The organism is Lysinibacillus sp. NPDC096212, assembly GCF_044763105.1.
Taxonomy (GTDB): Bacteria; Bacillota; Bacilli; order Bacillales_A; family Planococcaceae; genus Lysinibacillus.
On record NZ_JBIWFQ010000027.1, the window covers coordinates 37,719 to 52,567 of the forward strand.

Genomic DNA, 14,849 nt, shown 5'->3' on the forward strand with positions numbered 1-14,849 from the left:
TAGAAAAATGGTTAAGCAGCGATGAAATTGAACAAGAATAAGATAATGTTTTCTCTGTTCCAAAAGAGAAGGGGACTTATATCGGAGGGTAGGCAAAAGGAAGTTCTTCTTATATTTTTTCTATAGAAGATTGCAGACTTTGGAAAAAATCTCGAAAAATTATTGTGGAATTAACAAAAAGAGGAATCCCAACAATCATCCTAAATGATTGTTGAGAAACCTCAATTCTTTTTCTTATTGTGGGGTATATTCTTGTCCGTTAATTATTACTTTAGAAGCAGAGAGTAGAATTTCTTTATTTGCTTTGAAATATGGTTCTAAAACATTATAAAATGCTTCCGATTTCTCTTCAATTTTTGCTTTGTCTTCTTTTTTATCTAGCTTTAAGATTTCTTCATAAAGCTGTTTTAATTGCTTGTTATCCTCTTCACTAACTTTGAATTCATAGTCAGCCATGAATTCTTCAAATGTTTGAGGCGTTGTGAATTGATCAATGATGTAATAAAAATCTTCCCATAGTTTTTCAGACAAATCAGCATTGTCATCTTTTTCTGCTTTTTGAGCGTTATCATAAATATTTTTTAGTTTTACTAAATCTTCAGCAGGGATATCTAATTCATATCTTTCCATGAATTCTTCAAATGTTGGAGTTGGGTAAAGTTTCTCTAAATATGGTTGAAGGGTTTTGTAAAATTCATCCATTTTTTCGTTAGCCTTTTCCTCTTGACCATCTTTTTCAAGTTTTACCCATTCTTCGTAAATACCTTTAAGCTGTTTATTATCATTTTCTTCAATGACTATATTTTTTTCACTAAATCCGAAATCTGCTATATACTCTTCAAATGTTTGAGGTTGCCACTTAGCTAATATATATGGTTTTGTGATTTTATCCATTTCTTTATAAATTTTATCAATTTCTTCAAATTTCTTTTCGACTTCTTCTTCTGTCATTTCATTTGACAATTCTTTTTGAAGCTTTTTCTTTTCATTAAACAATTTTTCTAATTTTGTTAGCTCATCTTTCGTTACCTCTTTAGGTAATTCTTTTTTATAAGCTTCGAATGTGTAGAAATCTGAATAATCCTCTGCTATGTTACCTTCAACTGTGATTTCCTGTCCTTCTACGAAGTTCATTTTTTCTAGTTGTTCATCAGAAAATTTATAGAAGCTGATATAGTAGTTTTTACCATCCCTACCTTTTAGATCAATCCCATCTCCGTAGATGTATTTAATCGTTCCTGTAACTTGTTGTTCGATTTGAACAGTAACACCATTTGTTGGATCTACTGCAGTAGCTCCTGCCTGAAGTGGTGTCAGAACAGCCATTCCTATTGTTAATGCTGAAGCAATCATCCAAGTTTTTTTAATCGGTTTTTTCATGATCATTTCTCCCTTTTATTTACTCTGGAAATTATAGTTTCCAATATTTAGACGGATTTCCAGTTAGAAAGGTTCATTCTTTTTTAAAAAAATTTAAAACATAGTTGTATAGCATTAGAGTTTGAGGAGTCTGATTTAATAAAGCACCAACAGTACAAAGTACATATTATTGGAGAAATTTTATAAACAAAGAATGTGTTGATAAAATTCTACCACCAGAAATTATGGCAAATAAAAAATTTGTTCCGTTTTTGTTTCTAGTGAAATTTAAGAAACTACCTATTGAGGGGATGTAAAAGTACAAGGTAATGTTTTCTCTGTTTCAAAAGAGCAGGGGACTTATATTGGAAGATGTGCAAAAGGAAGTTCTTCTTATATTTTTTCTGTAGCAATAAACTGATTGCAGTATGGTATAGACTTAGGAAAAAATCTCTAATATTATTGTAGAATTAACAAAAAGAGTAATCCCAACAATCATCTTAAATGATTATTGGGATTACTCGATTCTTTTACTTATTGTGGAAGATATTCTTGACCGTTAACTGTTAGTTTAGAAGGTGAAATTAGAATTTCTTTATTTGCTTTGAAATATGGTTCTAAAATAATGTGAAATGCTTCCCATTTCTCTTCAATTTTTGCTTTGTCTTCTTTTATATTTAGCTTTAAGATTTCTTCATAAAGCTGTTTTAATTGGTTGCTATCCGCTTCACTAACTTTGAATTCATAGTCGGCCATGTACTCTTCAAATGTTTGAGGCGTTATGAATTGATCAATGATGTAATAGAATTCCTCCCACAAATTTACAGACTCATCAGCATTGCCATCTTTTTCTGCTTTTTGAGCATTATCATAAATATTTTTTAGTTTTGCAAAATCTTCAGCAGGGATATCTAACTCAAATCTTTCGATAAACGCTTCAAATGTTGGAGTTGGATAAAGTTTATCAAAATACGATTGAAGGATTTTGTGAAACTCATTCATTTTTTCGTTAGCCTTTTCCTCTTGACTATCTTTTTCAAGCTTTACCCATTCTTCATAAAGAACTTTAAGCTGTTTATTATCATTTTCTTCTATAACTATATTTTTTTCACTAAAGCCGAAATTTTCTATATACTCTTCAAATGGTTCAGGTTGCCAAGTAGCTAAATAATATGGCTTAATAATTTTACCCATGTCTAAATAAATTTTATGCATTTCTTCATATATCTTTTCTGCCTCTTCAAACGCTTTATTTTCATCGGCTTTTTCAGCTTCTTTTTGCAGCTTCCTCGCTTCGTTAAACATTTCTTCTAATTTTGTTAACTCTTCATTTGTTACCTCTTTAGGCAATTCTTTTTTATAAACTTCGAATGTATAGAAGTCTGAAAAACCCTCTACTGCGCTGCCTTCAACTGTGATTTCCTGTCCTTCTACTAGGTTCATTTTTGCGATTTGTTCATCAGAAAATTTATAGAAGTTGATATAGTAGTTTTTACTGTCTCTACCTTTTAGATAAATCCCGTCATCACTGATTCCTTTAATCGTTCCTGTAACTTGTTGTTCGATTTGAACAGTAACACCATTTGTTGGTTCTACTTCAGTAGCCCCTGCTTGAAGTGGCGTCAGAACAGCCATTCCTATTGTTAGTGCTGAAGCAATCATCCAAGTTCTTTTAATCGGTTTTTTCATGATCATTTCTCCCTTTTATTTACTCTGGAACTCTCAGTTTCCAATATTTATACGGATTTCCAGTTAGAAAGTTTCGTTATTTTTCAAAAAATTTTAAAACATTTCATGTTAAGTACATAAATAGTTGTATAACATCCAAGTTTGAGCAGTCTGATTATATAAAGCACCAACAGTACAAGGTACATATGGTTGGGAAAATCTTATAAGTAATGAATGCGTTGATAAAATTCTACCACCAGAAATTATGGCTAATAAAAGAATTGTTCTGTTTTCGTTTTACCTCAAGTGGAATTAAAAATAGATTTAAGAAACTACCTATGGAGGGGATGTAAAAGTACAAAGTAATGTTTTCTCTGTTTCAAAAGAGAAGGGGACTTATATCGGACGATGGGCAAAAGTTAAAGGAAGTTCTTCTTGTATAAAAAATCTCTGAATATTATTGTGGAATTAACAAAAAGAGGAATCTCAATAATCATCTTAAATGATTGTTGGGACACCTCGATTCTTTTACTTATTGTGGAAGATAGTCTTGACCGTTAATTGTTACTTTAGAAGCTGAAATTAGAATTTCTTTATTTGCTTTAAAATAAGGGTCTAAAATTTTATTAAATGTTTCCCATTTCTCTTCAATTTTTACTTGTTCTTCTTTTTCATCTAGCTTTAAGATTTCATCATAAAGTTGTTTTAATTGCTTGTTATCCGCTTCACTGACTTCGAAATCAAAGTCAGCCATGTATTTTTCAAATGTTAGAGGCTTGATGAACGGATCAATGATTTCATAGAATTCATTCCATGTTTTTTCAGCTAATTCATCATTTTTAGCTTTTTCAGCTTTTTGAGCATCTTCATAAATAGTTTTTAGTTTTGCTAAAGTTTCTGTAGGGATATCAAACTCTTTACCTTCCATGTACTCTTCAAATGTTTGAGGTGGATAAAGGTCATCAATATATGGTTCTAGGATTTTATGAAGTTCATCATATTTTTCGTTAGCCTTTACCTCTTGACCATCTTTTTCAAGCTTGACCCATTCTTCATAAATAACTTTGAGCTGTTTTTTATCATTTTCTTCTATAACTATATTTTTTTCATTAAATCCGTAATTTTCTATATATTCTTCAAACGTTACAGGCTGCCAATTAGCTAATAGATATGGTTTTAAAATTTTATACATGTCTTCACTTATTTTCTTGATTTCTTCAAATTTCTTTTCAAACTCTTCTTCTGTCATTTCATTTGACAATTCTTTGTGTAATTTGATTTTTTCATTAAACAATTTTTCTAATTTTGTTAGCTCTTCTTCCGTTACTTCTTTAGGCAACACTCTTTTATAAACTTCAAATGTATAGAAGTCTGAATAATCCTCTACTAGATTTCCTTCTACAGTAATTTCATGTCCTTCAACTAAGTTCATGTTTGCTAATTGTTCTTCAGAAAATTTAATGAAACTGATATAGTAGTTTTTACCGTCTTTACCTTTTAGATTAATCCCGTCTCCGTTGATGTCTTTTATCGTTCCTGATATTTGTTGTTCGATTTGAACAGTAACACCATTTGTTGGTTCTACTGCTGTAGCTCCTGCTTGAAGTGGTGTTAGAACTGCCATACCTATTGTTAGTGCTGAAGCAATCATCCAAGTTCTTTTAATCGGTTTTTTCATGATCATTTCTCCCTTTTATTTACTCTAGAACTCTAGTTTCCAATATTTAGACGAATTACCAAATGAAAAGGTTCATCTTTTTTTGAAAAACTTAAAAAGTTTAAACATTTCATGTAAAGTGATTAAATAGTTGTATAACAATAAAGTTTGAGGCTTCAGAAGAATTAACGACAAGAAACTAAATTTGGTATGACGAAAATCTCGTATCTGGTGGTGTGAATATGGGAATCGCGGAAGTATTAACAATTGTATTTATAGTATTAAAGCTCACGGATGTTATTGCATGGTCTTGGTGGTTAGTGCTTTTGCCAGCGATCATATCTTTTAGCATTTACGGATTAATTTTGGTGATGAAGTTAGTAATGGTGATGATAGCGGTAGTGGCAGTGAAAAAACGAAAAAGTTGTAGAATGAAGTTTTAAATAAAGGGGATGCAAACTAATGATTCAAGCGGTGATTTTTGATTTAGATGGAACATTGTTAGATCGTGATAGTTCAGTTCGCTTATTTATTGAACAACAATACGAGCGATTAAAGCCGAATCTATCACACATTTTAAAAGAGAACTATGTTCAACGCTTTATTGAGCTAGATAATCATGGCTATGTATGGAAAGATAAGGTCTATCAACAATTAATCGAAGAATTTTCTATTAAGTTATCTCCAAAAGCAATGTTAGAGGATTACCTGCAGGAATTTAAGCATTGTTGTGTTCCATTTTTATACTTACATAGCATGTTGAACAATTTGAAGAAGCAAGGCTTAAAACTTGGTATGATTACAAATGGTTATGGGCAATTTCAATTAAATAATATACGAGCGTTAGGAATTGAAGATGTTTTTGATGTGATTCTTATCTCTGAATGGGAGGGCATCAAAAAACCGGATGCAGAAATATTTGATCGAGCGTTATCTAAGCTAGAAGTAACAGCTAATGAAAGTATTTACGTTGGGGATCATCCATTTAATGATGTGGAAGCTGCTAAAAAAGTAGGGATGACGACTATTTGGAAACGAAATGATGCATGGCAAAGTGTTGAAGCAAATTATATCATTGATAATTTAATAGAAATTCAAGATATTTTAAAGGTTTTACAAAGGACTTGAAAAGACTAAAACTCATATATCTTCTGATTTAGGAGAAAGTAAGGAAAATGAAATCAGGAGGTTAAAAATCAATTGAGGAAAATGAGTGTATGTCTTTTACTCCTTCTATATTTTCAAATAAATCAAGCGAAAGCAATTACTACTGATTTAGAAAAAATCTATTTAGAAGGTGGAGAGTATACAGAAGTTAATAAAGCAATTCAAGAAAGTGAAGCGGTTTTTAAACGTGATATACCTTTACCAACACGACTTCCACCTATTACTTTCACTCATGTTTTTGGATCATTTAATCATAAACATCCTCAACTATCCATCCGATATTTGGTAGAGGGTGCAGGTCGTACACATTATATAATAGAAATAACCGACAATGAATATGAACGTTCATTTCCAAAGGGTGCTAAGACAGTGAAATTACCTGATGGAAATGAGATGGTTTATTATAAAAGCTTAGATTTTGTCATTTTTAATATCGTGAAAAATGATTTTCAATACACTTTTATTGTTGATGAAGTCAGTGCAAATGCTATTACCGTTGATGGCATGGTGAAAATTATTAATTCTATGAGATAATGGGGAAGGCCAGTGATTCAAAATATTGAATACTGGCCTTTTTATATCTTTTAACTGCAAGGAACATTATTTAGTTGGAGCTCAACAAGAAATAACGAACGGGGGATTTTTAATTGAAATATTTCACTCGAAATTGGTATCGTGAAATGCAAGTCAATGGTTTTTTGACTTTCCCTGACTCTAAAGAAGATTGGGAAGAAAGTTTAAATTGGATAAACGAAGATGGGACAAGCTATATCGAAATGTTACAAGCAGAGTTGGAATGGCGAAAAGATGACTTATTAACATTACTTCCAGCACCATTTCATCCATATATTTTAGATGGCTCTCTAAAAACTAAATATCCATCTAAAGAATTACGAAGAATGGCTGAAGAGTGGAATAAAAATTATCAAAGTCGTAGTCACGATTTAAGTAAACGGTATATGGAACAATTTGAGGAAATAAAAGAGCAGCTCCCATCTCAAGTTCTTGAAATACATACAAAATCATTGCACGATGGAGAAGTATTATCTTTCTCTTCAACTGAATCTACAATTACGCTTACTATAGCTGGAACAAGTGTAGGTTGGTACGATACAAATGTAAGATTAACTTTTAGTGATATAGAGAAAAGTTCGATTCCAGAACAATTAGAAGGTTCTTGGTGGCTATATGATGAAATCTATAAAACTGAAACAGGGTTTGAATTACACGTATTATTTGACTGTCCACTTTGTGAATTAATGATACAGGCTAGGGAATTAAAGATTGAGACAGTATAAAAATAGTTTGTGATGAAATATACATAAGCAACGGAAGCATCTGTTACCAATAGATACACGCTATGTGAATTGGTTGATTGGAGCGGGGACTGAGTGACACCTTGGGGATTACAATAGAGGAATGAAGGCTAAAACCATCACGTCCTGTGATAACGCCTTCGTGACCAACATCGTGTTGACCTCATCGGACGCCCCCAGGAAGCTTTGCTCTGTGCGAAAGCGAAGCGTCAGCAACAAATGTTTTATCTGTGCGAAAGCGAAGCGTCAGCAACAACAAAGCACTCAGCCGGAACGGAAATAAACCACTCGTTGTGCAGAATAGTCATATTTTATTTAAATCTCATAGATAAATGTAAAACAGCTGAATTCATAGATTTCAGCTGTTTTTTGAGTATGTAAGATAGTAACAAATCCAGTACAATACCCTATAGTTCCATGGTTAAAGAAGTCTGCATTCATTTATTCGTTTGATATGTTTTAACTGCAGGTGGAACATAGGCTGCACATTTATCTAATAGTCCCACAACATCTTCATCTACAAGAAGGGCGTTTCGAGATTGGGCTTGTAAAAATTGTTCGTTTTGCATATGGTCAAATAACTCAATGAGTAAATCGTAATAATGATTGATATTTAAAATACCACAAGGCTTTTGTAGAAGGCCGATTTGATTCCAAGTGAATACTTCAAAAAATTCTTCTAACGTACCAGGGCCTCCAGGTAAAGCAATAAAGCCATCAGCTAGTTCCATCATTTTGCTTTTGCGCTCATGCATAGAATTGACGACAATTAGCTCAGTTAAATGTTTATGAGAAATTTCACGTTCCTCTAACAACGTCGGAATAACCCCAATCACCTTGCCACCTTCACGAAGAACCGTGTCTGCAACTGTTCCCATCACACCTACACTCGCTCCGCCATAAATTAAGGTAATATTACGTTTTGCTAATTCTTTTCCTAGAAAAATAGCTCCTTCTTTATATGCCTCAGAAGCACCGATGCTTGATCCGCAAAATACTGCAATACTATCCATCATTGTTCCTCCATATCTGATAAGTATCTTTCCGCATTAACGGGCAGTGAACTGTAAGCGGGGGGGTGAAAAAACCCCACTGATTCACGTTTCACTTTTATAGTATAATTTAATTTTGAGAGGAAAGAAATGGAGGAAATAGAAATGGAATTAAATGAGTTTCAAAAATGGCTAAAGGATTACTATGATACACGTGGTTGGTCTGATTTAAGTATTTTTACGCGTATTGGCTTCCTAGCTGAAGAAACTGGGGAAGTAGCAAGAGCCATACGAGCTTTAGAAATTGGTAGAGATAGACCAGATGAAAAGATTCAAACATATGAAGAAAATAAGCAAGAATTAGTAGAGGAGCTTGGAGACGTTTTAGGGAATATTATTGTTATCGCTAATAAATATGATATTTCACTGGAAGAAATTTTTTCCGCTCATAAGGAAAAGCTAATGGAGCGTTATGAAGCATAGAAATACATATGGAAGGGGGATTCATATGGATTATCAAGTTGAGATTTTATTAGAAAATCAGGATGACTTTACTACGTTTTTAAATGCAAAGATTAAAGAGTACAACGATGAACATTCACCGTATCATAAAGAGAGTAGACAAAAGGGTTCTGTTCGTCCGTTAAACCTAATCGTAACCGATGATCAACAGCAATGGATAGGCGGCATCACTGCTGAGGTATATTGGGGATGGGTAGAAATCAATAAGTTTTGGTTTAGTGAAGAATACCGTGGAAAAGGTATTGGTGGACAACTACTGGTGAAAGCTGAAGAAACAGCCAAGCAAATGGGCGCTACGAAGGCATTGCTAACTACATATGACTTTCAAGCACGTACGTTTTATGAAGCGAGGGGCTATGAGGTTGTAGGTGAAATAAAAGATTATCCGCCTGGAAGTAGCTACTATACTATGGTTAAACATCAACTTTAAGTTTAGAAAGGCTGTCTGATTAGCTCTTTGTGACAGCCTTTTGTTATATCCTGATTTATTCTCAAATCACAACGAATCAATCCAGTAGGCTAGTAGAACAAAGATGAGAAAATTAATTTTTGTTAATGTATTATAGCATTAGTAAGATTATGAGTTTGGAGCGAATATCAAATGAGAAAGTATACTTGTCCTTGTTGTGGTTATAAGACTCTTGCAGAAGGAACACTAGACAGTTATGAAATATGTAAAGTTTGCTATTGGGAAGATGATTTCGTACAGAATGAGGACCCAGACTTTGAAGGTGGAGCCAATGAAGTATCTTTGAAGCAAGCGCAAAGGAATTTCAAGATTTACGGAGCAAGTGAGGAAAGGTTTAAAGACAGCGTTGTAGAACCAAGCCTTGGAGGATACGAGAAAGATGAAAATTTTAAATCTCTCTAGAGTTTTTTAGGGGATACTATGCTTTCTTTCACTGACGAGGTGCAAGAGTTTTAAGATCAAGCTACCGAATTCAAAGGTAGCTTTTCTTATTGAGCGAACGGGGCAGTTTAGTTGTATAAGGAAAAACATAGTCTTTGTTGAAATTTATGCAATAATAAATATATTAAAACATAATTCAGGGAGGTTTTTATGCAAACTGCAATACCAGCTACTTCTATGTTTCTAATTATTGGATTGTTCATTTTAGTTCGTAGAATCCGTTCTATGTACAAACCAACCAAAGGCAGAGGAGGGCGATTAATTCTTCCTCTTCTATTTTTAACACCAGGATTTTCATTTTTTCTAAACGCTTCTGGGGACGTCACATACCTTCAATTATCTATAGCAATTTTTTTAGGAGTGGGTTTATCTATTCCTCTAATTTTATGGTCAGATTATGAAATACGAAATGATGGTTTAATTTATGCTAAGAAAAGTCCTGCTTTTATAATTACTTTCGCCCTTATAATTGCTTTACGTTATTATTTTCGACAACATATTTCTACTATCGAACCAGCTACACTCAATGTGCTAATTTTCTTACTTGCTATTTGTTATTTAATTCCTTGGAGAATAGCTTGCTATATCAAGTATAAAAAGGTTCTTAAACTAAAAAATACAGTCAGTTTTTAGAACTTCGTATATCTCTAACACCCTCCAAAATGAAACAAGAAGTATAAGTTTGTGAATAAATGTACTTAAACTAATAGGTGCTTTCGTATCATATGTTAATACAATGGGTAGTTTTCGAGAAAACGCTTACCTTTTATTGCTTTTGTAATAATCAACTGATAAGAGCTTAGTATAAAAAGGGTTATTCAGTAATAGCGTTAACATATAAATGAATATGGGGGCGAAAAAATGTTTAATAAAGACTCAGAGAAGAATAAAGGATCAAAGAAGAGATTTGAAGAAATCCTTACAGAAAATGGTGTGGCTAATGGAAACAGAATAATAGTAGATATAGAAACAGGAGTTCATTATTTATTTAGTTGGAGTGGATATGCGGGAGGAATTACCCCGTTATTGGATAAGGATGGAAAACCAATAATAAAACCAAATAATGAATAACATACTTTATCCTGTTCAACTATAGGGGCTTTAGTTAAATATTCGATATGCGAAATATAAAACATAAAAACAGAGTGGATTCTACACATCTTGTAGATTAACTCTGTTTTTATGTTTTATCAGCAACAATCTTTTAAAAATTTATAGCTAAAAGATGACTAAAAAAACGCCCTAATGTCAAACTTATAATAAAGGGGAGATTTAGCGTGTACTCGATATCAAACTTTAAATTACTTGTTGATAAGCAGACAGAAATTGATACTATTCATCAAAATTGTGACAATTTAATGCAGTCAACGGTAACGCCTAAAATGGATGCTGAAGTCAATACTTTGTTAGATGCCATTAATAAAAAACTAACCGAACAAGGCTTTACAATTACAGTGACATCTACTGGATTAATCGCAAAATATAGTGAAGCAGTTATTAATGTAGACAAGCATTCGAAAGATTTAGAGGAGTGCTTTTTTATTAATTTAAATAATTTTGCGGAGGATCAAGTTTCCATTGTTTTAGACGTTTCCGATACAATGATGCCGAAAATCTCGAATAATCTTGATGGCTATTCTGAGATAATCGAGCAAATGACTGATACTTTAAAGAACGCAAAAAGTCTCGAAAAAGCTTGTACTTCACCTAAGTTTATTTATAAAACGCAAAGCAATATTATTTTTCATTCTGCTGAAGAAGTAGTCAATTATTATTTTCAGTAAAGAAGCAGCCACCCTCATAGATATATAGGGTGGCCGTTACTGGAAGCGCTATTGATTATATATATTCCCGCTACAATATTTTAAACAATAAACTTTCTTCCGAATAATAACAGTATCATCGATAGGATGAAGAAATATAGTGGCATAATCGTCAATGAACCATTGTGCAGGAAACTCATTCCTGATGTTATTAAGCTTACAAGTAAGTAATAGCCTAAGCTGAAAATTGCGCCAGCTGTCCCGATAACGTCCTGTAAGTTGACAAGAGCAAGGCTTAAGCAATTAGGTAGAGCAATCCCTGATCCTAATAACGTTATAAAAATGGTCACTAAAATGCCCATTAGTAAGACAATATTAGGCAATGGTAAGGAACTAACGATTAGTAGTAATAAAGCGCCGACAGTCATCACAGAACAACCGAGATGAATTACTTTCTCCGGCTGATAGTTGCTGATGAGTCTTTTAGAAATCATGGCACCAATAATAGAGGCAAGCGCCACAATTATGCCAAGAAATCCATAAAGTCCTGGTGATAAATTGAAATGGTCAATAAAGATAAAGGGAGCTTCGGCATAGTAACTGAATAGCACACCATTTATCCCACCAATCAGCAATCCAAAGGCAAGTACCCGTGGAGATGAAATAATACGTTTTACAACTGGGAAAATAGCAATTCTTTTTCTCGTTGATTTATCTGTTGTTTCAGGAAGTCTAAAATAAGCGTAGATGAACAACAAAATACTCATCGCAACGAGTACAAAGAAAACAGCTCTAAAGCCAAATCCTTGATCAACCCAGCCACCAATTAGTGGCCCTACTGCAGGGGTAAAGGCAATCACCGCAGAAATTTGCGCAAACATAGCATGTCTTTGACTGCCAGATACGCTTTCTCGCAAAATGGTTTGCGTAATTATTGAGCCTGTCGCTGCCCCAAAAGCTTGTATAAATCTACTAACTAATAGAAAAGTAATAGTTTCTGCGTAAAAACACATGAAACTGCCAATACTATAAAAAATTAAACCGCCTAGCATGGCCGGTCTTCGTCCAATAAAATCAGAAAGCCATCCCCAACAAAAGACACCTATAGCAAACCCTATAAAATAAATACTTAAGGTTAACTGTACAGAGCGATTTGAAGCATTTAATGCATCTGAAATATCAGGTAGAGATGGTGTATAGATTGTCTCGCTAATCTGTGGAAAAGCTACAAGAACAATCATTAATAATAAAGATGGTGCTACATGTTTTTTCAACTTATTGCCCTCCTACAAGCAAAATCTACTTCTTTAGAAAAGAGTAGACGTAGCTAGGGAAACGGCGGGACCATTATAAGTATTCGTTCATAAGATGTCATTATTAATCACCTAAATATGCTTAAAGTAGGAGTGCATAGTCTAGCTTCTATTATAGAGATATTTGAAATTTTTTAAAGGGAAATATAGAAATATTTTCTATCACTTGCATACGTTAGGTCTTCATCAGAACGTGGGGTTGATTTCCGTTCCGGCTGGGCGCTTTGTTGTTGCTGACGCTTCGCTTTCGCGCAGAGCAGAGCTTCCTGGGGGCGTCCGATGAGCCGCTTCGCTGCGCTGCAGGGTCTCAGGCCAACACGATGTTGGTCACGAAGGCGTTATCACAGGACGTGATGGTTTTAGCCTTCGTTCCTCTGAATCGCTGATCCCCGAGGAGTCGCCCAGCCTCCACTGCAATCAACTTATTCACATTGCTACGTTTTAAATTGCACTTGTGCACAATAGAGTATATATATATAATGGAAACAAATGTTCTTGTGTGGGGAGAGGGAAGAATGACTACATTTAATCAATTACAGTTAGTATTATTCGATGCAAATGATATTTCGGGATTAATTGCACTTTCTGACTCTGTCGGGTGGGATTACGATGAATCTGAAATTAGAACGGTGATGATGTCAGGTAAAATATTTGGGCACAAAAATGCTGTGGGAAAAATTGTTTCAAGTGCTGCCATTATCACATATGATTCAAATTTAGCTTCGATAGGTATGGTCATTGTACATGAAAATTACAGAGGGCTTGGTTTAGGGAAATTAGCTACTCAAAAATGTATTGAAAGTGTTTCAGAGCATACAGAAATTATGCTCGTCGCAACGAAAGATGGTGAACCGATGTATGCGAAAATGGGCTTTACCACAGTAGATTATGTACATAAATATCTGATTGACAATTATGTCGGTGCCTATAACTTAACTTCTAATGATTATACGATTGAAAATTTTAACGAGCGTGATTTTGCTGATATTGTTAGCTTAGATGCTGCTGCCTTTGGAGATAAAAGAAGTAATTTTCTACGGAATAGGATAAAGCAATCAAAGCAATGTATTGTTGTGAAGGATTATGATGCAAATATTATAGGTTTTGGATTGTCTATTTTAGGGCCAATCAATCTAATTTTAGGTCCGATTATAGCACCTGATTCTAAAACAGCCAGTCTCATAATAAATATTTTAGCGAAAGATCATAATGGAAAATTAAGAATTGATGTACCATATGGTCATGCTGAATTTATACAATGGATAGAGCAAAGTGGCTTTACAGAGGCAAATAAACCTCCTGTTATGATTCTTCACGCCGAGAAAATGCCGATAAGAAATAATACGTTATATGCTATAGCAGCGCAAATTTTTGGATAACATCACTCAAACAAAATGAGCACACTTTCTATTTGGTGTGCTTTTTTGTTTTTAAAGGATTTTACTAGAAGTGTGGAGAATAGGTGATAGTAAAGGAGGAGAATCAATGTTTCCTAATTTAGAGACAGAAAGACTTATTTTAAGAGAACTGACGCAGGATGATGCGGAAAGTGTCTTTAATTGTTTTTCTAATGAAGAAGTCACTCGCTATTATGGCGTTGAGCCGTTTAAAGAGATACAGCAAGCAGAAAATTTAGTGAATTTATTTTCAAAGAACTTTGCTGGCAAAAGAGGGGTAAGATGGGGAATAGAAAGAAAGGAAACAAAGGGTATAATCGGCACAATTGGTTTTAACGCTTGGTCGCCTATCCATAGACGAGCAGAAATCGGTTATGAAATTCATCCTGATTATTGGAGAAATGGATATACTCAAGAAGCGGTTACCGAAATTGTGTCGTATGGCTTTGAACATATGGGGCTTACTCGTATAGGTGCTGTTGTATTTATAGAAAATGAAGCATCGAATAAGCTACTAACTAAAGTGGGTTTTCAAAATGAAGGAATTCTTCGAGATTATATGTATCAAAATGGCCAGGCGCATGATACATTTGTTTATTCCATCTTAAAAAATAGATAAACTCGACATTAACCTACAGAAATATATTTATTAGCATCAATGTATACCTTTTATTGGATAATAAATGATAACTAAGACATGGTTTTGTGCTTGCTTTTTTCGGTTATAGTGCTAGTAAAGGCTAGGGTTTTTATTAGTGGTGAAAAAGTAATAGTAAGGGGCTTTG

At 33.8% G+C, this 14,849-nt stretch carries 17 protein-coding genes; 12 read left to right on the forward strand and 5 right to left on the reverse strand.

Annotated features, from left to right (window positions below; all coding sequences use genetic code 11):
• Nucleotides 1–234: 234 nt before the first annotated feature.
• The 3 genes from ACIQ7T_RS21600 to ACIQ7T_RS21610 form a co-directional block, all read right to left on the reverse strand.
• Complete coding sequence (locus ACIQ7T_RS21600; RefSeq protein ID WP_402873397.1) at nt 235–1,380, reverse strand: hypothetical protein; 1,146 nt, start codon at nt 1,378–1,380, stop codon at nt 235–237.
• 513 nt (nt 1,381–1,893) lie between these two features.
• Nucleotides 1,894–3,048, reverse strand: a complete 1,155-nt coding sequence (locus tag ACIQ7T_RS21605) for a hypothetical protein (protein WP_402873400.1) — start codon at nt 3,046–3,048, stop codon at nt 1,894–1,896.
• Nucleotides 3,049–3,559: 511 nt separating this feature from the next.
• The gene (locus tag ACIQ7T_RS21610) at nt 3,560–4,705 is read right to left on the reverse strand and encodes a hypothetical protein (protein ID WP_370082635.1); all 1,146 of its coding nucleotides are present in this window, start codon (nt 4,703–4,705) and stop codon (nt 3,560–3,562) included.
• A 221-nt stretch (nt 4,706–4,926) separates the two neighbouring features.
• Between ACIQ7T_RS21610 and ACIQ7T_RS21615 the strand changes: the two genes are divergently transcribed.
• From ACIQ7T_RS21615 to ACIQ7T_RS21630, 4 genes are all read left to right on the forward strand, one after another.
• Entirely contained in the window at nt 4,927–5,127 is a 201-nt protein-coding gene (locus ACIQ7T_RS21615; protein ID WP_370082633.1) for a transmembrane Fragile-X-F protein, read from the forward strand.
• A gap of 19 nt (nt 5,128–5,146) precedes the next feature.
• A complete protein-coding gene (locus ACIQ7T_RS21620) occupies nt 5,147–5,812 on the forward strand; it encodes an HAD family hydrolase (protein ID WP_370082631.1) in 666 nt (221 codons plus the stop codon).
• Between the two features lie 72 nt (nt 5,813–5,884).
• Nucleotides 5,885–6,385: a hypothetical protein gene (locus ACIQ7T_RS21625; RefSeq protein ID WP_370082629.1), complete on the forward strand. Its 501-nt coding sequence runs from the start codon at nt 5,885–5,887 to the stop codon at nt 6,383–6,385.
• 113 nt (nt 6,386–6,498) lie between these two features.
• Nucleotides 6,499–7,149, forward strand: coding sequence for a DUF4085 family protein (locus ACIQ7T_RS21630; RefSeq protein WP_402873405.1), 651 nt, complete (start codon nt 6,499–6,501; stop codon nt 7,147–7,149).
• Between the two features lie 455 nt (nt 7,150–7,604).
• Here ACIQ7T_RS21630 and ACIQ7T_RS21635 read toward each other — a convergent pair whose 3' ends face one another.
• Nucleotides 7,605–8,180: an LOG family protein gene (locus tag ACIQ7T_RS21635; RefSeq protein WP_402873408.1), complete on the reverse strand. Its 576-nt coding sequence runs from the start codon at nt 8,178–8,180 to the stop codon at nt 7,605–7,607.
• A 144-nt stretch (nt 8,181–8,324) separates the two neighbouring features.
• Here ACIQ7T_RS21635 and ACIQ7T_RS21640 point away from each other — a divergent pair, with 144 nt between their 5' ends.
• The 6 genes from ACIQ7T_RS21640 (at nt 8,325) to ACIQ7T_RS21665 (ending at nt 11,375) form a co-directional block, all read left to right on the forward strand.
• Nucleotides 8,325–8,642, forward strand: a complete 318-nt coding sequence (locus ACIQ7T_RS21640) for a MazG nucleotide pyrophosphohydrolase domain-containing protein (RefSeq protein ID WP_370082693.1) — start codon at nt 8,325–8,327, stop codon at nt 8,640–8,642.
• A gap of 25 nt (nt 8,643–8,667) precedes the next feature.
• Nucleotides 8,668–9,111: a GNAT family N-acetyltransferase gene (locus ACIQ7T_RS21645; RefSeq protein WP_370083357.1), complete on the forward strand. Its 444-nt coding sequence runs from the start codon at nt 8,668–8,670 to the stop codon at nt 9,109–9,111.
• A 171-nt stretch (nt 9,112–9,282) separates the two neighbouring features.
• Complete coding sequence (locus ACIQ7T_RS21650; RefSeq protein WP_370083356.1) at nt 9,283–9,552, forward strand: CPCC family cysteine-rich protein; 270 nt, start codon at nt 9,283–9,285, stop codon at nt 9,550–9,552.
• A gap of 189 nt (nt 9,553–9,741) precedes the next feature.
• Complete coding sequence (locus ACIQ7T_RS21655; RefSeq protein WP_402873414.1) at nt 9,742–10,224, forward strand: CcdC family protein; 483 nt, start codon at nt 9,742–9,744, stop codon at nt 10,222–10,224.
• 228 nt (nt 10,225–10,452) lie between these two features.
• Nucleotides 10,453–10,662 carry a DUF6440 family protein gene (locus tag ACIQ7T_RS21660; RefSeq protein ID WP_402873417.1) on the forward strand — a complete coding sequence of 70 codons (210 nt, stop codon included), beginning with the start codon at nt 10,453–10,455 and terminating at the stop codon, nt 10,660–10,662.
• A 206-nt stretch (nt 10,663–10,868) separates the two neighbouring features.
• On the forward strand, nt 10,869–11,375 hold the full coding sequence (locus tag ACIQ7T_RS21665) for a hypothetical protein (protein ID WP_370083351.1): 507 nt from the start codon (nt 10,869–10,871) through the stop codon (nt 11,373–11,375).
• 80 nt (nt 11,376–11,455) lie between these two features.
• On the opposite strand, the gene ACIQ7T_RS21670 is transcribed toward ACIQ7T_RS21665, so the two are convergent.
• On the reverse strand, nt 11,456–12,628 hold the full coding sequence (locus ACIQ7T_RS21670) for a multidrug effflux MFS transporter (RefSeq protein ID WP_402873421.1): 1,173 nt from the start codon (nt 12,626–12,628) through the stop codon (nt 11,456–11,458).
• 554 nt (nt 12,629–13,182) lie between these two features.
• Between ACIQ7T_RS21670 and ACIQ7T_RS21675 the strand changes: the two genes are divergently transcribed.
• Nucleotides 13,183–14,046, forward strand: a complete 864-nt coding sequence (locus tag ACIQ7T_RS21675; protein WP_370083348.1) for a GNAT family N-acetyltransferase — start codon at nt 13,183–13,185, stop codon at nt 14,044–14,046.
• 106 nt (nt 14,047–14,152) lie between these two features.
• Nucleotides 14,153–14,683 carry a GNAT family N-acetyltransferase gene (locus ACIQ7T_RS21680; RefSeq protein WP_370083346.1) on the forward strand — a complete coding sequence of 177 codons (531 nt, stop codon included), beginning with the start codon at nt 14,153–14,155 and terminating at the stop codon, nt 14,681–14,683.
• Nucleotides 14,684–14,849 lie beyond the last annotated feature (166 nt).